The sequence below is a fragment of the Aeromonas sp. sif0611 genome (assembly GCF_019218845.1).
Lineage (GTDB): Bacteria > Pseudomonadota > Gammaproteobacteria > Enterobacterales > Aeromonadaceae > Aeromonas > Aeromonas media.
Window position 1 is genome coordinate 618325 of the sequence record NZ_JAHUWU010000002.1, and the last position, 18832, is coordinate 637156.

16 protein-coding genes are annotated in these 18832 nt (G+C 62.9%); 14 read left to right on the forward strand and 2 right to left on the reverse strand.

From position 1 onward, the window contains the following. Window positions 1-130 precede the first annotated feature (130 nt). From mscM to frdD, 7 genes are all read left to right on the forward strand, one after another. Window positions 131-3406 carry a miniconductance mechanosensitive channel MscM gene (mscM, locus tag KW824_RS07730; RefSeq protein ID WP_218409458.1) on the forward strand — a complete coding sequence of 1092 codons (3276 nt, stop codon included), beginning with the start codon at window positions 131-133 and terminating at the stop codon, window positions 3404-3406. A 203-nt stretch (window positions 3407-3609) separates the two neighbouring features. After that, window positions 3610-4287, forward strand: a complete 678-nt coding sequence (locus KW824_RS07735; protein ID WP_218409459.1) for a glycerophosphodiester phosphodiesterase — start codon at window positions 3610-3612, stop codon at window positions 4285-4287. A gap of 159 nt (window positions 4288-4446) precedes the next feature. Next, window positions 4447-6324 carry a methyl-accepting chemotaxis protein gene (locus tag KW824_RS07740; protein WP_005329900.1) on the forward strand — a complete coding sequence of 626 codons (1878 nt, stop codon included), beginning with the start codon at window positions 4447-4449 and terminating at the stop codon, window positions 6322-6324. Between the two features lie 514 nt (window positions 6325-6838). Then, window positions 6839-8623 carry a fumarate reductase (quinol) flavoprotein subunit gene (gene frdA / locus KW824_RS07745; protein ID WP_042649592.1) on the forward strand — a complete coding sequence of 595 codons (1785 nt, stop codon included), beginning with the start codon at window positions 6839-6841 and terminating at the stop codon, window positions 8621-8623. Beyond that, a complete protein-coding gene (locus tag KW824_RS07750; RefSeq protein WP_005317203.1) occupies window positions 8616-9350 on the forward strand; it encodes a succinate dehydrogenase/fumarate reductase iron-sulfur subunit in 735 nt (244 codons plus the stop codon). Before frdA ends, KW824_RS07750 begins: the two co-directional genes overlap by 8 nt. Before the next feature lie 11 nt (window positions 9351-9361). Further along, entirely contained in the window at window positions 9362-9760 is a 399-nt protein-coding gene (locus KW824_RS07755) for a fumarate reductase (RefSeq protein WP_041205215.1), read from the forward strand. Window positions 9761-9771: 11 nt separating this feature from the next. Next, window positions 9772-10128, forward strand: coding sequence for a fumarate reductase subunit FrdD (gene frdD / locus KW824_RS07760; protein WP_041205216.1), 357 nt, complete (start codon window positions 9772-9774; stop codon window positions 10126-10128). Between the two features lie 99 nt (window positions 10129-10227). Here frdD and KW824_RS07765 read toward each other — a convergent pair whose 3' ends face one another. Both KW824_RS07765 and KW824_RS07770 read right to left on the reverse strand, forming a co-directional pair. Continuing rightward, window positions 10228-11466: a winged helix-turn-helix domain-containing protein gene (locus KW824_RS07765; protein WP_218409460.1), complete on the reverse strand. Its 1239-nt coding sequence runs from the start codon at window positions 11464-11466 to the stop codon at window positions 10228-10230. A 74-nt stretch (window positions 11467-11540) separates the two neighbouring features. Further along, the gene (locus KW824_RS07770; protein ID WP_218409461.1) at window positions 11541-12182 is read right to left on the reverse strand and encodes a class I SAM-dependent methyltransferase; all 642 of its coding nucleotides are present in this window, start codon (window positions 12180-12182) and stop codon (window positions 11541-11543) included. 130 nt (window positions 12183-12312) lie between these two features. Between KW824_RS07770 and KW824_RS07775 the strand changes: the two genes are divergently transcribed. The 7 genes from KW824_RS07775 to KW824_RS07805 all read left to right on the forward strand — a co-directional run bounded on the left by KW824_RS07775 (window position 12313) and on the right by KW824_RS07805 (window position 18818). Beyond that, entirely contained in the window at window positions 12313-12978 is a 666-nt protein-coding gene (locus KW824_RS07775) for a thermostable hemolysin (RefSeq protein ID WP_218409462.1), read from the forward strand. Next, the gene (locus KW824_RS07780) at window positions 12975-14468 is read left to right on the forward strand and encodes an AMP-dependent synthetase/ligase (protein ID WP_218409463.1); all 1494 of its coding nucleotides are present in this window, start codon (window positions 12975-12977) and stop codon (window positions 14466-14468) included. The genes KW824_RS07775 and KW824_RS07780 overlap by 4 nt, the downstream gene beginning before the upstream one ends. After that, entirely contained in the window at window positions 14465-15121 is a 657-nt protein-coding gene (locus tag KW824_RS07785; protein ID WP_218409464.1) for a TenA family transcriptional regulator, read from the forward strand. The genes KW824_RS07780 and KW824_RS07785 overlap by 4 nt, the downstream gene beginning before the upstream one ends. Beyond that, on the forward strand, window positions 15118-15966 hold the full coding sequence (locus KW824_RS07790) for an SDR family oxidoreductase (RefSeq protein WP_042649598.1): 849 nt from the start codon (window positions 15118-15120) through the stop codon (window positions 15964-15966). Before KW824_RS07785 ends, KW824_RS07790 begins: the two co-directional genes overlap by 4 nt. A gap of 1 nt (window position 15967) precedes the next feature. Then, window positions 15968-16603, forward strand: a complete 636-nt coding sequence (locus KW824_RS07795; protein WP_042649599.1) for a tetratricopeptide repeat protein — start codon at window positions 15968-15970, stop codon at window positions 16601-16603. 83 nt (window positions 16604-16686) lie between these two features. After that, the gene (locus KW824_RS07800; protein ID WP_218409465.1) at window positions 16687-17379 is read left to right on the forward strand and encodes a response regulator; all 693 of its coding nucleotides are present in this window, start codon (window positions 16687-16689) and stop codon (window positions 17377-17379) included. After that, window positions 17376-18818: an ATP-binding protein gene (locus KW824_RS07805; RefSeq protein ID WP_218409466.1), complete on the forward strand. Its 1443-nt coding sequence runs from the start codon at window positions 17376-17378 to the stop codon at window positions 18816-18818. The genes KW824_RS07800 and KW824_RS07805 overlap by 4 nt, the downstream gene beginning before the upstream one ends. Window positions 18819-18832 lie beyond the last annotated feature (14 nt).

Consider the following 18832-nt stretch of genomic DNA (forward strand, 5'->3'; position numbering starts at 1 on the left):
GCCAGAATAATAGCCAAACAAGACCCGGATCACCCGTTATTTATGTTGCAAATCATTAATGTGGAAGGCTTTACCCGCCCCGGCCCCTGCTTTAGGCTAAGGCGACTTCTCATGAACGGAAACGTGCGCCATGTTGCAACGCCTGCTCTGTCTGATGCTCTGTCTCAGCCTGCTCCCCTTCTCCGCTGTCCAGGCCGATGATGCCGTCACCCAGGTGGAAGAGTTGCTGCAAAGCGTCCCCAAGACCGACAGCCTCGAAAACCAGCAACTGCGGGAGAGCTATCAGCAGGCACTACAGTATGCCCGGGACGCCCAGCGCTATCGGGAGCAGGGCAAGGCCTATCAGCAGATCCTCATCGACTACCCCAAGGAGTCCGCTCGCCTCAAGGAGAGCCTGCACAACTATCAACCCCAGCCCCGCCCACCCCTCTCCTCCCTGAAAGAAGAGACGTTGCGCCAGGCCATCAGCCTGAGCAGCAACCGCCAGATCAACCTGCGCAAGGAGCGCCAGGCCGTGACCGACAGCCTCAACCAGCTGGAGAGCACGGGTCAGGAGTATCATGTGCGGGTCGATGAGCTGCGCAAGCAGTTGCTGCAGACCCGCTCCCAGCTCGATCGCTTGAGCTTCAGCAACGAGTCGGACAGGCTGCAGGAGGCCCAGCAACTGGCCACCCGCCTCAAGGAGCAGAGCCTCTCCGACCGGATCCAGATGCTGGAGCTGGAGCAGCTCTCCGCACAGCAGCGCAACGATCTCGGCAAGCTGAAACTGCAGGAGCTCAACCTCGCCATCACCGACGAGGACGAGTGGCAGAACAGCCTGCTCGCCCAGCAAAACCAGTTGCGGCGAGAAAAGACGGTGCAGGCGTTGGCCGAGAGCGAGCGGCTGCGCAGGCAGCTCACCTCGGATCTGCCCCTGCTGCAGGAGCAGCAACAGCAGAACCAGGCGCTATCCCTGCAACTGGGCGCCCTGGAGGATCAGATAGAGCGGGTACAGGACGAGCAGCGCGGCATCGACACCTCCCTGTCAGGACTGAACGATCTGGTCAACTCGGTGCGCGAACAACTGGAGTGGCTGCAGATAAGCAACGCCTACGGCGAAAACCTGCGCAGCAAGCTGGCCGATCTGCCGGCCTACTTCCCGCTGGAGAAACTGGAGTCCGACATCGTCAAGGCGCGCATGGCGAAATACCAGTACGAGACCGAGCAGGATGCCCTCAAGGATCCCGCGCAGATCCGCAACGAGCTGCTCAGCGGGGATGAGATCACCCTGGACAGGGCCCAGCGTGCCGTGCTCGACAACCTGCTCAAGGCCAGGCGACAACTGCTGACCCGGCTCAATGACGCCTCGGATACCCTGATTCAGGAGCAGACCCGGCTCAAGCTGCTCTACAGCCGCCAGAACAGCAAGATCGACGAGATCCGCGAGATCAGCGCCAGCCACCTGTTCTGGATGCCGGATGTGCGCCCGCTCACCCCGGCCGTCCTGCTCGGTGTGCCCACCGCCCTGAGCCTGCTGCTCGATCCCGTCAACTGGCTGCAACTGCCCAGGGCCATCGTGGAAAACAACCCCATGACCCTGACCCTGGCCGGGCTCGGTCTGCTGGTGCTTGCCTGGTGCTGGGCCAAGCTGGGACGCCATCTGGTGCAATACAGCCACTACATAGCCCCGCGCATCGGCAAGGTGACCCAGGACAAGTTCAGCCTCACCAGCCGGCTGCTGATGCGCTCCCTGCTCGCGGCCCTGCCGCTGCCCGCCATGGTGTTGATGGTGCGCGGCCTGCTGGACGGCGCCTGGCAATACCCCTTCGCGGTGGCGGTGGCCCGCGGCCTTGGCGAGATCTGGTTTTTGCTGCTGGCGCTGCTGGTGGCCCGCCATCTCACCCTGGAGAAGGGGATCCTCATCCTCCATTTCCGCTGGCAGAAAGAGCGGGTCCAGAAGGTGTGGGGCCAGTTCCGCACCCTGCTGCTGGTGCTGATCCCGAGCTTCTTCGTGCAGGGCATGGCCAACAGTTATCAGGAGCATGCCTTCTACGACTCTCTCGGTCGGCTGGCCTTCATCGTCGGCGCCCTCTGGCTGCTGCTGTTCTTCGCCCGCCTCAACCGGGAGAAGCTGCCCCTCACCTGGGGCCAGGCCGACATGACCAAGCCACACCTGCTGCACCACTTCATCTGGAACAGCCTGATGCTGGCCCCCCTGCTGGCGGTACTGGGCACCCTGTTCGGCTACTTCTATACCTCCCGGATCCTGCTGCGCCAGCTGGAGCTGAGCCTGCTGGCTGGGCTCGGCTGCCTGCTCGTCTACTATCTGGCGCACCGCTGGATGCTGATCCAGCGCCGCCGCCTCGCCTTCGATCGTGCCAAGAGCAAGCGGGCCGAGATCCTGGCCCAGCGGGAACGAGAGGATGACGACTTGAGTTCCGAGATCCCGGACGTGGTGGAGGAGCCTGAGCTGGATCTGGACACCATCAGCGCCCAGTCCCTCGGCCTGGTGCGCACCCTGCTGATGCTGGGCTTCACCATGCTGGTACTGGTGCAATGGTCGGATCTCAACTCGGCGTTCAGCTTCCTCAGCAGCATTGAGGTGTGGCAGGTGAGCAGCAAGGTGGCTGGCATAGAGCAACTCTCCGCCATTACCCTGCAGGATCTGATGCTGACCGCCTTCGCCTTCATCCTGACGGTGGTCACCGCCCGCAACCTGCCGGGGCTGATGGAGCTCACCCTGCTCCAGCACCTGAGCCTCTCCCCCGGTACCGGCTTCGCCCTGACCACGGTCAGCAAGTATCTGGTGATCCTCATCGGCGCCCTCACCGGCTTCTCCATGCTCGGCATCGACTGGTCCAAGACCCAGTGGCTGGTGGCGGCGCTCTCGGTGGGTCTGGGCTTCGGTCTGCAGGAGATCTTCGCGAACTTCGTCTCCGGCCTCATCATCCTGTTCGAGAAGCCGATCCGGCTCGGCGACACCGTCACCATTCGCGATCTGACCGGCACCGTCACCAAGATCAAGACCCGCGCCACCACTATCGTGGACTGGGACAGGAAGGAGATCATCGTCCCCAACAAGGCCTTCATCACCGAGCAGTTCATCAACTGGTCGCTGTCTGACGCCATCACCCGGGTCAAGCTGCGCATTCGCATCGGTCTGACCCAGGAACCCAAGCGGGTACAACAGTTGCTGGAACAGTGCGTGCAGGAGTCCACTCTGGTGCTGGATACCCCCACCCCCGAGGTGTTCCTGATCGAATTCACCGACTCGGCCCTCATCTACGAGATCCGGCTCTACGTGAACAACATGGACCACAGAATGCCGATCACCCATGAGGTGCACTCGCTGATCCTGGAGAAACTCAACCAGCTCGGCATGCATCTGCCACACCAGCAGATCGACATTCGGATGAGCCGGGGCTGAGCAGGATCACCGTATGTCCGTCATGCCCCCACGAGGTGCACTCGCTGATCCTGGAGAAACTCAACAAGCTCGGCATGCATCTGCCACACCAGCAGATCGATATCAGGATGAGCCGGGGCTGATGGCTCCCTCCCCTGTATAAGGGGAGGACCGGGGTGGGGTTCTAGCTCACTCATCCCCCACGACGACAACAGGAGCAGCGAATGCAGATCATTGCCCATCGCGGTGCCAGCAAACTGGCGCCGGAGAACACCCTCAAAGCGATGGAGATAGCCATCGCACTCGGAGTCGGCGCCATCGAGCTCGACGTACAGTGGGCAGACGGCGAGCTCTGGGTCTTCCACGACCGGCGACTGGAGCGCTGCACCGACGGCCATGGGGTGCTGACAGAGCAGTCCCGGGACTATCTGGCGAGCCTGAATGCGGGGAACGGGGAGCGGATCCCGACCCTGTGGCAGGTGATGAGCCTGATTGCGGGGCGCTGCGAGCTGCACATCGAGCTCAAGGGGACGCACACCGCCGAGCCGGTGGCGGCCCTGACCAGGCGGGCCGAGGCGGAGCTTGGCTTCACCCCGGCCCACTGGGTCGTCTCCTCGTTTCACCATCCCGAGCTGGCGCACTTCGCCCGGCTGCGGCCGGAGCTGCGTCTCGGCGCCCTGACCGCCAGTCTGCCGCTGCACGGCGCCCGCTTCGCCGAAGAGTTAGGGGCCTGGTCCCTGAACTGCGATGTGGATTTTGTCGACGCCGGACTGGTGGCGGATGCCCATCGCCGAGGGTTAAAGGTATTGATCTATACGGTCGACGAGGTGAGTGATGGGGATGCCCTCGCAGCCATGGGGGTCGATGGCATCTTTACCAACCGGCCAGATCGATTCAGCTGAGTATTAGCGCGCCCTGGCAGGCCATCAGGAGGTGAAAAAAGATCGAAAATTTTCTGTGCACCGGGATACATAAAGTCCACTTTCAGCCGATACAGAGTTGGCTCATAACAATAACAAACACCACACAGATCTCAGACTGACGCTCACAAGGATGTAAACATGAACCTATCCATCAAGAACAAGCTGGTCCTCGCCATCGGGGCCATCATCCTGGTCATCACCGGCCTGCAGGTCTGGTACAACACCACCCAGCTGCGCAGCGAAACCCAGCGGCTGATCTGGAGTTTCATCGATGACAGCTCCATCGCCAACGTGAAGGGCATCTCCCGCTGGCTCGATGCCCGCATCAACCTGGTCACCGCCACCAAGGAGGCCTTCACCAAGGAGGACGAGCCCCTCAGTCACCTGGCCCAGTCCATGAACGCGGGCAACTTCGACCTGGTCTATGTGGGCACCAAGGATGGCCGGATGATCCAGAGCAAGCCCACCGATCTGCCGGCTGGCTATGATCCGCGCCAGCGCCCCTGGTACAAGGACGCCACGGCGGCCGGCAAACTCGCCATCACGGCCCCCTACGCCGACATCACCACGGGCCAGCTCATCATCACCATCGCCGAGCCTTTCAGCCGTGGCAACACCGACGGGGTCATCGCCGGTGACGTCTCCATCGACGGTCTGGTGCGGGACGTGCTGGCCATGAACTCGGAAGGCACCTACGCCATCCTGGTGGACAGCAACGGCACCATCATCGCCCACCCGGACAAGGCGCTGGCCCTCAAACCCGCCACCGCCCTTTCTCCCGAGTTGACGGCGGCCAAGGTCAACGAGCTGGCCCATGACAACACCATCTCCGAGATGATGATCAGCGGCAAGGCCAGCGTGTTCGATCTCACCGAGATCCCCAACACCAACTGGTATTTCGGCATAGTGGTGGATGAAGCGGTCGCCTACCAGTCCGTCTCCCGCATGGTCACCTCCGCCCTGCTGCAGGGCCTGCTGACCATCCTCATCGTGGCCGGCTTCTCCTACGTGGCCATCAACAGTTCCCTGGCCCCGCTGAAAACCCTGGGCGAGGCGATTGCCGATCTCTCCCGCGGCAATGGCGACCTGACCCGTCGCATCAAGATCGAGCGGGAAGATGAAGTCGGTACCGTCGCCAAGCACGTCAACACCTTCATTGAGCGCATCCACGTGATGGTGCAGGACATCTCCAACTCCTCCGGACAGCTCAACCAGCAGGCCAGGTCCTCCCACGACATGGCGGAGAAATCCAACCAGGGGCTGGCCCGCCAGCAGAACGAGATCTCCCAGATTGCGACCGCGGTGCACGAGATGTCCGCCACCGCCGTCGAGGTCGCCAGCAATGCCGAGCAGACCGCAGAGGCGGCCCGCAGCTCCTCCAGCAGTTGCGAGCACGGCAAGCAGGTGATCGCACGCAACCAGCGCTCCATCACGGATCTCGCCACCCAGGTCAAGCAGGCCTCCGGCATCATCCAGGAGCTGGAGAAGAACGCCCAGGAGATCAACACCATCCTCTCCACCATTCAGGGCATCGCCGAGCAGACCAACTTGCTGGCGCTCAACGCCGCCATCGAAGCCGCCCGGGCCGGTGAGCAGGGTCGCGGCTTCGCCGTGGTCGCCGACGAGGTGCGAGTGCTGTCACAACGTACCCACAGCTCCACCGTCGAGATCCGCAGCATGATCGAGACCCTGCAGCGCAACACCCAGGGCGCCGTCAGCACCATGCACGAGGGTCAACTGCTGGCCCAGAACAGTGTGGAAGATGCGAACGACGCCACCCAGGCCCTGGAGCAGATCACCACCTCCATCAACCAGATCTCCGACATGGCGACCCAGATCTCCAGTGCCGCCGAGGAGCAACGGGCGGTGACCGACGAGGTCAGCCGCAACATCCAGGCGGTCAAGGACGTCTCGGACGAGCTGGCGGTGGATGCGGACAGTTCACGCAACCTCTCGGCTCAACTTAAAAATATTTCAGGTGAGCTCAACAATCAGGTCGGTATGTTCCGCATCTGATCGAATCAATCAAAAGGGGCCGTCCAGGCCCCTTTTTTATATAAACCCTTTTTGTTTCAATGGTTATAATTCCCCTTCGACATAGAACACTCTGTGATCAGCCTCTCCATTCGAATATCCTTGTGACACAGATGATGCCTGCCACGGCTATATTCGCATTACTTTTTTGATGTCTTTTCATCGGCCGCCAACATGATAATAGTTATCATTAAACATTTCTGATAAAAAACTTAAAAACTTTATGGGTAATACCTAAAAAGAGAGGCATTTCTCATTTTTTTGAAAGAAAACTACGTACAATCTTGGGGTTAAAATCACTCGAGTAGCGAGTACGGCTGATCCAGATCACTGATGGATGGCGATAATGACGGCATTTTCATCCAAGGAATGGGGTGGTTGTAATAAAAATCACCGTTGCCAAGCACTAAAACAAAGCAGTTTGACTTGCATCAAGCCTGAATTTTTTTCATAGAGCAAAATCGTGCCCAGCAAATCTATCCCTAAGGAGGCAGATGTGGATATTATCAAGACCGATGTTGCCATCATCGGTGCCGGTGGCGGTGGCCTGCGTGCCGCAATCGCCATTGCAGAAGCCCACCCGGAGCTGGAAATCGCCCTGATTTCCAAGGTCTATCCGATGCGCAGCCATACCGTGGCCGCCGAAGGTGGCGCCGCAGGCGTCGTCCGTGATGACGACTCCCTCGAAAACCACTTCAATGACACCGTCTCCGGTGGTGACTGGTTGTGTGAGCAGGACGTAGTCGAATACTTCGTCAACAACGCCACCAACGAAATGATCCAGCTGGAGCACTGGGGTTGCCCCTGGAGCCGCAAGCCGGATGGCAAGGCCAACGTCCGCCGTTTCGGCGGGATGAAGATCCCGCGCACCTGGTTCGCCGCAGACAAGTCCGGTTTCCACATTCTGCACACCCTGTTCCAGACCTCCATCAAGTATCCGACCATCAAGCGCTACGATGAGCACTTCTGTCTGGACCTGATCGTCGAAGATGGCCGCGTGCAAGGCGTGCTGACCTTCGATATCCAGAACGGCATCACCCGCTTCATCCAGGCCAAATCCGTGGTGCTGGCTACCGGCGGTGCCGGTCGCGTTTACCGCTACAACACCAACGGTGGCATCGTCACCGGTGACGGCATGGCGCTGGCCTACCGTCACGGTGTACCGCTGCGTGACATGGAGTTCGTCCAGTATCACCCGACCGGTCTGCCGGGCACCGGCATCCTGATGACCGAAGGTTGTCGTGGTGAGGGTGGCATCCTGCTCAACAAGGATGGCTATCGCTACCTGCAAGACTACGGCCTGGGCCCGGAAACCCCGGTCGGCCAGCCGAAGAACAAGCACATGGAGCTGGGTCCCCGTGACCGTCTCTCCCAGGCATTCTGGCAGGAGCAGCAGAAAGGCCGCGTGATCCAGGGCCCCATGGGCGACGTGGTTCACCTCGACCTGCGCCACCTCGGCGAGAAGTACCTCAAAGAGCGTCTGCCTTTCATCTGCGAACTGGCCAAGGCCTACGTGGGTGTGGATCCGGTGAAAGAGCCGATCCCGGTCCGTCCGACTGCCCACTACACCATGGGTGGCATCGAAACTGACGGCAAGTGCGCAACCCGCATGCCCGGCCTCTACGCCGCTGGCGAGTGTGCCTCCGTCGGTCTGCACGGTGCCAACCGTCTGGGTTCCAACTCCCTGTCCGAGATCGTGGTCTTCGGCAAGGTGGCCGGTGAACAGGCAGCCGAATTCGCGGCGACCCAGCAGCACGGCAACACCGAAGCGCTGGCCGCCAAGGCAGAGGCGCTGATCAAGCAGCACCTCTCGCTGATGGACATCGACGGGACCGAAAACCCGGCCGACATCCGCAACGAGCTGGGCATGTCCATGGAAGCTGGCGTCGGTATCTACCGTACCGAAGAGCTGATGCAGGGCACCATCGACAAGATCAACGAGCTCAAAGCCCGTTACAAGAAGATCAAGATCAACGACAAGTCCTCGGTCTTCAACACCGATCTGCTGTACGCCATCGAACTGGGCTACATGCTGGACGTGGCCGAAGCCATGGCGCACTCCGCCATCAACCGTAAAGAGTCTCGTGGTTCCCACCAGCGTCTGGACGGTTATGAGGAGCGTGATGACGTGAATTTCCTCAAGCACACTCTCTCCTTCTATGCACCGGAAGGGGCCCCGACCATCGATTACTCCGATGTGAAGATCACTAAATCCCAACCGGCGAAGCGTGTGTACGGTTCCGAGGGTGAGAAACAAGACGAGGCTAAGAAGAATGGCTGAGATGATCGAAATTGAAATCCTGCGCTACCGTCCCGAGCAGGATAACGAGCCCTGGATGCAAACCTTCCAGGTGCCTTACCTGAAAGAGATGTCCCTGCTGGATGCGCTGCAGTACATCAAGGATCAGCTGGACTCCACCCTGAGCTTCCGCTGGTCCTGCCGGATGGCGATCTGCGGCTCCTGCGGCATGATGGTCAATGGCATTCCGAAGCTGGGTTGCAAGACCTTCCTGCGGGACTACCTGCCGGGCAAGATGAAAATCGAGCCGCTCAACAACTTCCCGATCGAGCGCGACCTGGTGGTCGACATGTCCGATTTCATCGAGAAGCTGGAGAGCATCAAGCCCTACATCATCCCGAGCGAACCGCGCAGCCTGTGCGATGGCGAGTACACCCAGACTCCGGCCGACATGGCGAAATATCACCAGTTCTCCATGTGCATCAACTGTGGTCTGTGCTACGCCGCCTGCCCGCAGTATGGCATCAACAAGAAATTCACCGGCCCGGCGGCCCTGGCACTGGCTTATCGCTACAACGCCGACAACCGCGACAGCGCGTCCAAAGAGCGGATGAAGATCATCAGCCAGGACGAGGGCGTCTGGGGTTGTACCTTCGTGGGTTATTGCTCCGATGTCTGCCCCAAGGGTGTGGATCCGGCCGCAGCCATCCAGCTTGGCAAGGTCGAGAGCGCCAAGGACTACATGATCGCCATGTTCAAGCCGGATTGAGGAGTGAGACCATGAACAACACAGAGAGCAAGCGTAAGCCTTACGTGCGCGAAATGAAGAAAGACTGGTGGCTGAAGAATGCCTTCTACACCGGTTACATGATCCGCGAAGGCACCAGCATCTTCGTCTCCATCTACGCCGTGGTGCTGATGTGGGGTCTGTTGCGGCTGGTGCAGGGTCAGGAAGCGTTCAACGGCTGGCTGGAATCCCTGCAAAGCCCGGTCGCCATCCTGTTCCACGTCATCGCGCTGGCAGCCTGCCTGTTCCACGCCAAGACCTGGTTCGCCCTGGCCCCCAAGGCCATGCGCATCTTCCGTGGTGAAGACCTGGTGCCGGAGAAGCCGATCGTCATCGCCCAGTATGTGGCGCTGGCGGTGGTATCCCTGCTGATCCTGATCATCGTGGCTTGAGGAGATTAATGATGAGACGTTCTGACGAGCCCATTTACTGGGGACTGTTTGGTGCCGGTGGCATGGTTGTCGCCATGCTGCTGCCGGTGATTGTCCTCATTACCGGTCTGCTGGTGCCCATGGGCATCATGGACGTGGAGACCATGAGCTACGAACGCGCACTCGAGTTCGCCAGCTCCTGGTGGGGTGCCTGCATCCTGCTGGTGATCATCGCCCTGCCGATCTGGCACGGCATGCACCGCATCTACCACGGCCTGCATGATCTCGGGATCCACACCACCAAGCTGCACCACTACGTGTTCTATGGCTTCGCCTTCCTGGTGTCTGCCATTACCGTCGGTCTGCTGATGGTGCTGGTACTCCAGTAATCCATCCGTTGCCAGCAACAGATGATAAAACCGGGCCCAGTGCCCGGTTTTTGTTTGGCTGATGGTTGGCGCGCGGCGCGTTGTCTGGCTGCGCATTGTTCAAGGAAGCGGCGCTGACTCCGGCCACAGGGCCCGCAGGGGCGCCGGCATGGCACCGAGACGAAGCAGCGGGGTCTGGTGCCATTGCGCCAGTTTTTGCAGCGCCTTCTCCAGATCCTGCGCCAGGCTGGCGGTCACCCTGACCCCTGGCTCCAGATAGAGGCTCTTGACCTCGAACACCCCCTCCTTGCGATGGGCCTTGGCATCCAGGCGCCCCACCAGCTTGCCTCGGCGCAGCAAGGGCAGCACGAAGTAGCCGTACTGGCGTTTGGGGGCCGGGGTGTAGCACTCGATGCGGTAGTCAAAGCCAAACAGTTCGCTGGCCCGCTTGCGATCCCACACCAGGGGATCGAAGGGTGAGAGCACGGCGGTGTGGGTCGCCTTGAGGCTGCCTGCCTGGGCCCGGGTCAGCTCATCGGAGAGCGATGCGTGCACGAAGGCACCGTGCTGCCAGCCCTCCACCCGCACCGGCAACAGCTCCCCCTCGTCCGCCAGCTGATGGAGCAGGGCATCGTATTTGCCACGCTTGAGCCGGTAGTAATCCGCCACCCAGCCGGTCTTGACCAGCCCCAGCGCCCGGCAGCTGGCACGCACCATGTCCCGCTGGGCGAGCTCAGGGCTCGGCAGATCCCGCCCGTCGTCCCACTCGGGCATGACCCGCTCGGCGAGATCGTAGACCCGCTGGAAGTTGCGCCGCTCGCGCACCATCAGCTGGCCCGCGGTGAACAGCACCTCCAGGTGGCGCTTCTCGGGCTTCCAGTCCCACCAGCCGTTGCCGCCCCCCTTGCGTTCGCCTCTTTCGTTTCCAATATCGGCTGCCCGCACCGGGCCCTCCCGGCGGATGCGCTCGACTATCTGCGCTATCTCGCCGCCGTGGGTCTTGAGCCACTGAGCGGAGAACTTCCAGCCCATGGCGGCGGGATCCAGCATGCGATGGCGCAGCAGCCGGTAATCCTCCCGGGGGACGAAGCAGGCCTCGTGGGCCCAGTATTCGAAGAGCTCCCCCTCGGCCAGCAACTGCTCCAGCCAGCGCGGATCGTAGTGGCCGAGCCGGCTGAACAGCACCAGATAGGGGCTGCGGGCCACCACCGAGATGGTGTCTATCTGCAGCAGCGCCATGCGGCGGATGCAGTCAAGCAGATCGGAGGGGCCGGCCTTGGCGCGGCGCGGGGTCAGCAGCCCCTGGGCGGCGAGTTGCAGGTGGCGGGCGTCTTGCAATGACAAATGGGGGATCGACATGAAAATAGGGGCATCCGTTCCTGAGTGTCAGGTCACCAGCATGCCCAAGCCGCCGCCAAATGAAAATGCCCCGTTCAGGGTTTGGTGAACACGGCCACATCGGTGTGGGGGAAGCAGAGGTCCGCCTGCCAGCGGGCAGCCAGGGCGCGGAACGACGCCTCGGCAAAGAAGACGATGTGGGTCGGATCGTGGCGATAACGCCAGCTCTTGAAGCGCTCGTCACCCAGCACCCGCTGGGTCTGCAACACCAGCACGCCGCCGGGGTTGAGGCAGGCCCAGAGCCCGTCCAGCACGGTGCGGGGGGCGGCCAGGTGCTCTATCACCTCGGTGCTGGTGATGAAATCGTAGCGACGGGTGAGCAGCTCGGGCTGGTCGGCATAGAACTTGTCATAACCCGCCATATCAAAGCCCGATTCCCGCCCCATGGCGATGAGGGCAGGCCCGGGGCCACAGCCAAAATCGAGGCCACAGGCAGGAGGGCTCACCCGGGAGAGCACTTCGCCGAAGGCCCGCATCAGAAAGCCGCGATAACGGGGATCATCCACCCGGTTGTCGTGCCCGTCATAGACCGCCTTCTCGGCCGCATCGTCCAGATGATCCGCCTCATCCAGCCAGACCAGCTCGCACGCCAGACAACGGTGATAGCGTTTGCCCGCCACCGGCAGGGGGTAACTGTGGCGAGCCGAGCAGAGGGGGCAGCTGACGCTTGATGACATGACGGATCCTCCTGGGTAACAGCCGCGCAGATTGCCTGCCCGCCGCCTTGCTGACAACTTTTTTTGCGCCTTAAGGGTTTCTTAAGTTTGCCCTTTTACTCTCAACCCATCGCAAGAGAAGGAGCCAACCATGACCATCGAGATCCAAGCCCCCTACAGGTTGATCCTGGCCGAATCCCCGCAGCAGGTCATGGCGCTGCAAACTTATATCCAGGCCGCCTACACCCTCGAATTCAACGCCCGCATTCCCCATTTTCTGCCCTGTCTGCTCGGGCTCTACCGGGCCGATGGGGTGCTGGTCGGCGCCTGTGGCCTCAACCAGGCCTGTAACGGCGAGGGCGAGCAACCCCTCTATCTGGAGCAGTATCTGGAGCAACCCATCGAGGCCGCCATCGAAACCCGCCTCGGGGTAAGACCGGCCCGCAGCCGCATCATCGAAGTGGGCAACCTCGCCTGCAGCGAGCCGGGCAATGCCCGCCTGATGTTTGCCGCCCTGTGCCGCCTGCTGTGTGACAACGCCCTCGATTACGTGGTGTTCACCGGCACCGCCAAACTGCGCAACAGCTTTGCCCGGCTGCGTCTCAACCCGGTGGAGCTGGCCCCCGCCCAGGCCCACCAGGTGGGGGAAGACGCCAGTGCCTGGGGGGAATACTACCGCTGCCAGCCCAAGGTGATGGCCGGGGACATCAACCAGGGGCGCGAGGTACTCGCCCAGAGCAGCCTGCTGCTCAACCTGTTGGGGCCCATGCCCATGCTTTTTAACCAGGCTGGCCATGACAAGAGGTGCGCTCAATGAGCCTGTTTGACGCCATCGCCCGCCACGCCAGCCTGACGCCGCGACAACCGGCACTGCAAGGCAGCCAGGGTTCGCTGGATTACCAGACCCTGTGGCAGCAGATCCAGCACCTGGCCGACCGTTTGCAGCAAGCCGGCATTCGCCGCCTGGCCCTGCAGCTCGACAACGGTCTGCCCTGGGCGCTGCTCGATCTGGCCTGCACCCGGGCCGGGATCGTGGTCATTCCGGTTCCCCACTTTTTCAGCCCGGCGCAGCAGTCCTGGCTGCTGGAGAGCAGCGGGGCCGACGCCCTGGTGGGGCCCGAGCATGAGGGCTGGCAGGCCGCAGCCCCCCTCATCCTGATGACGGGCACCGCCGACGAACAGGATCTGCCCCTGTGGCGGCGCACCCCGCTCGCGCCTCCGGCCCTGCCGGACGGCACCGCCAAGATCACCTATACCTCGGGCACCACGGGCCAGCCCAAGGGGGTCTGCCTGTCCCTTGCCCAGATGATGGCGGTCTGCGAATCCCTGGCCCTAAGGGTCGCCCCGGCCCGGGTTGAACAGCACCTGACCCTGCTGCCCCTGGCCACCCTGCTGGAGAATCTGACCGGTCTGTACGTGCCGCTGCTCACCGGCGCCTGCAGCCGCATCCCCTCGCTCGGCGAGCTGGGCTTCACCGGCTCCAGCACCCTCGACCCGGCCATGCTGGGCCAGGCCCTGGCACGCTGGCCCAGCCACAGCCTGGTGCTGGTACCCGAGCTGCTGCGCCTGCTGCTGGCACTGTGCGCCAACACCCCGGCCCTGGCCGAACGGCTCAAGGGACTGCGCTTCGTCGCCGTCGGTGGCGGCAAGGTGGCCCCCGCGCTCATCGCCCATGCCCGCGCACTGGGGCTGCCTGTCTATGAGGGCTATGGCCTGTCGGAGTGCGGTTCGGTCGTGGCGCTCAACGGCCCGGACGATGACCGTCCGGGCAGCGTCGGCCGCCCCCTGCCCCACTGCCATGTCACCCTGGCCGCCGACGGTGAAGTCATGGTGAGCGGCAGCGCCATGCTCGGCTATCTGGGGGAAGAGGGCGCTGCGGCCAGCCAGATCGCCACAGGGGATCTGGGTCACCTGGACGCAGAAGGCTACCTGCACATCACGGGGCGCAAGAAGAACGTGCAGATCACCGCCTTTGGCCGCAACTTTTCGCCGGAGTGGGTGGAGGCCCAGGCCCAGCTCTGCCCGGCCATCGTCCGCATCGTGATCTTCGGTGACGGCCAGCCCGCCAACGTCGCCCTGATCCAGCCGCTGCCGGGCACCCAGTTCCAGTTGGCCGAGCAGATTGCCCTGCTCAACCAGCAGTTGCCCGATTACGCCCGCATCCATCACTGGCTGCCGGTGGCGCTGGATCAGCACCCCGGCCTGCTGACGGCCAACGGCCGCCCCCGTCGCAACGAGATTTATCACCACTTTTCCCGGCAGATCGACCAATGCCTGACTCAAGGCCTCACAGGAGAATCCTCATGAGTTTCTACCAGACCCTGCAACACGCCACCGCCGCCGAGCGCGAGCACCTGTTCAATGCCCCCATCATCGAGGCCTGCCGCCGCGGCGACATCAGCCGGGAGACCTACCTCGCCTTTCTGGCACAGGCTTACTACCACGTGCGCCACACGGTGCCGCTCCTGATGGCCACCGGCGGCAAGCTGGGACAGGAGTATGAGTGGGTGCGCGGCGCCATCCGGGAGTACATCGACGAGGAGTACGGCCACCAGGAGTGGATCTTGAACGACATCCGCGCTTGCGGCGGTGACGCCGAGGCGGTGCGCCATGGCCGACCCGGCCTGCCCATCGAGCTGATGGTCGCCTTCCTCTACGACCAGATCCAGCGCGGCAACCCCATGGGCTTCTTCGGCATGGTGCAGGTGCTGGAAGGCACCAGCGTCGCCATCGCCCTGACGGTGGCGGACCAGCTCAAGAGCGGCCTCGGCCTGCCACCCCAGGCGATGAGCTACCTCAGCTCTCACGGCGCCCTGGATCAGGAGCACCTCAAGTTCTTCGAATCCCTGATGAACCGGGTGGAAGACGCCGCCGATCAGGCCGCCATCATTCACGCCGCCAAGGTGGTCTACCGCCTCTATGGCGACATGCTCCATCAGCTCACGGGATCCTGCCAATGAAGCTCGAAGGCAAACGCATACTGCTCACCGGCGCCAGCGGCGGCATAGGGGAAGCCCTGGCCCTGGAGCTGGCGGCCCAGGGGGCACATCTGCTGCTGCACGGACGCCGGGCCAGTGCACTGGAACGGCTGCGCAAGGAGCTGCCCCACCCGGAGCGCCATCAGACGGTGACCGCCGATCTGGGCTCGCCCCAGGAGCGGGCCCGGTTGTTGCAGCACCCGGCGCTGGATGACGGGCTGGACGTGCTGATCAACAGCGCGGGCTGCAACCAGTTCGCCTGGCTGGAGGATCAGAGCAGCGAGCAGGTAACGCGCCAACTGCTGCTCAACGTCGAGGCTCCCATCCAGCTCACCCGCGCCCTGCTGCCGAGGCTGCGCAAGCCCGCCGTCATCATGAACATAGGCTCCAGCCTCGGGGCCATCGGCTATGCCGGTTACAGCGTTTATTGCGCCAGCAAGTTTGCCCTGCGGGGCTTTAGCGAGGCGCTGGGCCGGGAACTGGAGGGCTCCGGCATCAAGGTGCTGCACTTTGCCCCCCGCGCCACCCGCACCCACCTCAACTCCGAGGCGGCCTACGCCATGAATGCCGAGCTCGGCACCCACACCGACAGCCCTCAGGACGTCGCCGAGGAGGCCGTCATCGCCCTGTGCAACGAGACACGCCGCAGCTGGCTCGGCTGGCCGGAGAAGCTGTTCGTGCGGCTCAACGGCCTGCTGCCCGCCCTGGTCGACAGAGCGCTGGCCAGACAACTGCCCGTCATCGAGCGCCATGCCCGCCGCCCAGCCCACCCGGCCACCGATCACGGGGACAACCCCACCTGTGCCACGCACGAGAAGGAACATTGAGATGAAACACGCCACTTTCCGCCCCCGATTTGGCCACAGCGTCCTGCTGCTCGCCCTCGCCAGCAGCCTGGTTCAGGCCGCAGATGCCCTGCCCACCATTCAACAGCAGTGGGCCCACTGCCAGTACCAGCAGACCGGCAAGGCCAAGGAGAGCTGCCTGGAGACCCTGAGTGCCCAGGCGGATCAGGCCAGTGCCAAGGAGGCCTTTCGCACCGATCTGCTGATCTGGTCTGCCATCGTCAAGAGCACCTGGGCCGGCGCCAAGGGCGGCCTCGGGGCCCTCAGCCTGGTGAAAGAGGCCAAGGCCAAGCTGGAGATCGCCATCAAGCAGGATCCCAAGGCGCTGGAGGGCTCCGCCTACACCAGCCTGGGCTCGCTCTACTACCAGGTGCCAGGTTGGCCGGTCGGATTTGGGGATGACGACAAGGCCGAGCAGCTGCTCAAGCAGGCACTCACCATCAATCCTACCGGCATCGATCCCAACTTCTTCTACGGCGATTTCCTGCTGGAACAGGGGGACAAGGCGCAGGCGAAGATCTACCTGGACAAGGCCCTGGCCGCCCCGGCCAGACCGGGCCGCGAGGTGGCGGACGAAGGGCGCAAGACGGAAATCCGCGAGCGTCTCGCCAAGCTATAAACACAAGCAGATCAGTGCGCTATTTAAACTCTGCCCACCAACTTGCATACTGGTGGGCAGCGTCATTTGAGGGGAAAAAAACAATGCGGATCCTGTTGGTGGAAGATGACATGATGCTGGGGGATGGCATGGTGGATGCCCTGCGCAGCAGCGGCTACACGGTGGACTGGCTGCAGCAGGGGCTGCCCGCCCTGTCGGCGCTCAAGAGCGAAGAGTTTGCCGCCCTCATCCTGGACCTCAATCTGCCGGACATCGACGGCATCAGCCTGCTACGCAAGCTGCGCCGGGAGGGACAGACGCTGCCGGTGCTCATCCTCACCGCCCGGGATGCCCTGGACGACCGGGTGCTGGGGCTGGACGCGGGCTCCGACGACTACATGGTGAAACCCTTTGCCCTGCAGGAGCTCAACGCCCGCCTGCGCGCCCTGGTGCGCCGCAGCAAGGGACAGGCCCAGGCGGTGCTGGAGTATGGCGATATCCTCATCTATCCCGAATCCCAGCAGGTCACCTATCAGGGAGAGGCGGTCAGACTAACCCCCCACGAATACAAGCTGCTGCAGGAGCTCATCAGCCAGAGCGGCCGGGTGCTGAGCCGTGATCAATTGCAGCAGAGCCTCTATGGCTGGGATGAGGGAGCCGAAAGCAATGCGGTGGAGGTACACATTCACCACCTGCGCAAGAAGTTCTTCCCCGAGCTCATCCGCAACATCCGCGGCGTCGGCTACATTGTGCCGCCGCCAGATACCCCGGGCACCAGAGGGATATCCAGCCAATGAGTCGCGTCCGCTCCATCCGTCGCTTCCTGCTCTCCGGCATCCTGGCCCTGGTCAGTCTCAGCCTGGCCGTCAGCGGCCTCATCGGCTATCTGGAAGCCAACCACGAGATGGAAGAGCTGTTCGATGCCCGTCTCGCCCAGTCCGCCCGCATCACCAACCAGCTGCTCAGCCGTTATCTGAAGCAGCGCGGCGAGCTGCCCAGCAACGGCGCCGTCTACCAGGAGTGGGAGCAGGCCGTGCCCGACACCTTTCATCAGGAGAAGCGCAGCTTCAGCCAGCTTGGGCGGGACAACGAGTTCACCCCCTACGGCCACGAGTTCGAACACAACCTCTACTTCCAGCTGCTGAGCGAGCAGGGCATCATACTGCTGCGCTCACCCAATGCGCCGGAGCAGCCCCTGACCACCCTGGAACGCGGCTTCAACAGCGAGACCAAGGATCACCACGAGTGGCGCACCTTCACCCTCTACAACGAGGATGAGCACACCTGGCTCATCGTCGCGGAGCGGGATGACGAGCGGGGGGAGCTGGCCAGCAAGATGGCCACCCTGACCATGCTGCCGCTCTTCATCACCCTGCCCTTCCTGCTCGTCCTGCTCTGGTGGCTGGTGCAACGTGGCCTGGCTCCGTTGCACCAGCTGACCCAGGCCATCGGCGAGCGCCATCCTGCCAACCTGAGCCCGCTCAACCTGGCCATCAAGGCCGAGGAGCTGACGCCGCTGGTGGCGGAGATCAATCGGCTGATGCACACCCTGGCGGACACCATAGAGCGGGAGAAACAGTTCACCAACGAGGCGGCCCACGAGCTGCGCACCCCGCTGGCGGTGCTGCGCATCCACAGCGAGAATGCCCTGGCGGCCGAGGATGATCTCAGCCGGGAGCAGGCGCTGCGCAAGATGTTGCTGGCGCTCGATCGCAGCGACCGGCTGATCCGCCAGCTGCTGACCCAGGCCCGCATCGACAATCAGCAGGTCCCGGCGCTCGGCAGGCTGGATCTGAGCCTGCTGTTGCAGGGCACCCTGGCTACCCTTGCCCCCATCGCCCTGAAGAAGGACCTGCAACTCTCCCTCGAGGGCGACGAGCATCTGCAGGTGATGGGACAGGCCATGTTGCTGGAGCTGATGTTTGGCAACCTTATCGACAATGCGCTGCGCTACACCCAGGTGGGCGGCGAGGTCGCCGTGGTGATCACTCAGGAGGGCAACAGGGTCAGGGTCGATGTGCGGGACAATGGCCCCGGCATTCCCACCGCCTCCCTGTCGCGCCTGTGCGAGCGCTTCTTTCGGGTCAACCCCCAGCAGGGGGATGGGGTGGGACTTGGCATGGCCATAGTCCAGCGCATCGTGCAACTGCACGGCGCGGACCTCGACATCCACAACCGGCCCGAGGGGGGCCTTGAGGTGAGCGTGCTGCTGCCCGCCGCCCCCCGCCCGGCATAGAAGGCACAGGCCTC

What these genes read in the sequence shown, in the direction of transcription:
- KW824_RS07765 (WP_218409460.1), bottom strand. Translation starts at nt 11,466, where the DNA reads ATGTCGATCCCCCATTTGTCATTGCAAGACGCCCGCCACCTGCAACTC.
- frdD (WP_041205216.1), top strand. Translation starts at nt 9,772, where the DNA reads ATGAGACGTTCTGACGAGCCCATTTACTGGGGACTGTTTGGTGCCGGT.
- KW824_RS07775 (WP_218409462.1), top strand. Translation starts at nt 12,313, where the DNA reads ATGACCATCGAGATCCAAGCCCCCTACAGGTTGATCCTGGCCGAATCC.
- KW824_RS07780 (WP_218409463.1), top strand. Translation starts at nt 12,975, where the DNA reads ATGAGCCTGTTTGACGCCATCGCCCGCCACGCCAGCCTGACGCCGCGA.
- mscM (WP_218409458.1), top strand. Translation starts at nt 131, where the DNA reads ATGTTGCAACGCCTGCTCTGTCTGATGCTCTGTCTCAGCCTGCTCCCC.
- KW824_RS07795 (WP_042649599.1), top strand. Translation starts at nt 15,968, where the DNA reads ATGAAACACGCCACTTTCCGCCCCCGATTTGGCCACAGCGTCCTGCTG.
- KW824_RS07770 (WP_218409461.1), bottom strand. Translation starts at nt 12,182, where the DNA reads ATGTCATCAAGCGTCAGCTGCCCCCTCTGCTCGGCTCGCCACAGTTAC.
- KW824_RS07785 (WP_218409464.1), top strand. Translation starts at nt 14,465, where the DNA reads ATGAGTTTCTACCAGACCCTGCAACACGCCACCGCCGCCGAGCGCGAG.
- KW824_RS07740 (WP_005329900.1), top strand. Translation starts at nt 4,447, where the DNA reads ATGAACCTATCCATCAAGAACAAGCTGGTCCTCGCCATCGGGGCCATC.
- KW824_RS07790 (WP_042649598.1), top strand. Translation starts at nt 15,118, where the DNA reads ATGAAGCTCGAAGGCAAACGCATACTGCTCACCGGCGCCAGCGGCGGC.
- KW824_RS07735 (WP_218409459.1), top strand. Translation starts at nt 3,610, where the DNA reads ATGCAGATCATTGCCCATCGCGGTGCCAGCAAACTGGCGCCGGAGAAC.
- KW824_RS07755 (WP_041205215.1), top strand. Translation starts at nt 9,362, where the DNA reads ATGAACAACACAGAGAGCAAGCGTAAGCCTTACGTGCGCGAAATGAAG.
- KW824_RS07805 (WP_218409466.1), top strand. Translation starts at nt 17,376, where the DNA reads ATGAGTCGCGTCCGCTCCATCCGTCGCTTCCTGCTCTCCGGCATCCTG.
- KW824_RS07750 (WP_005317203.1), top strand. Translation starts at nt 8,616, where the DNA reads ATGGCTGAGATGATCGAAATTGAAATCCTGCGCTACCGTCCCGAGCAG.
- KW824_RS07800 (WP_218409465.1), top strand. Translation starts at nt 16,687, where the DNA reads ATGCGGATCCTGTTGGTGGAAGATGACATGATGCTGGGGGATGGCATG.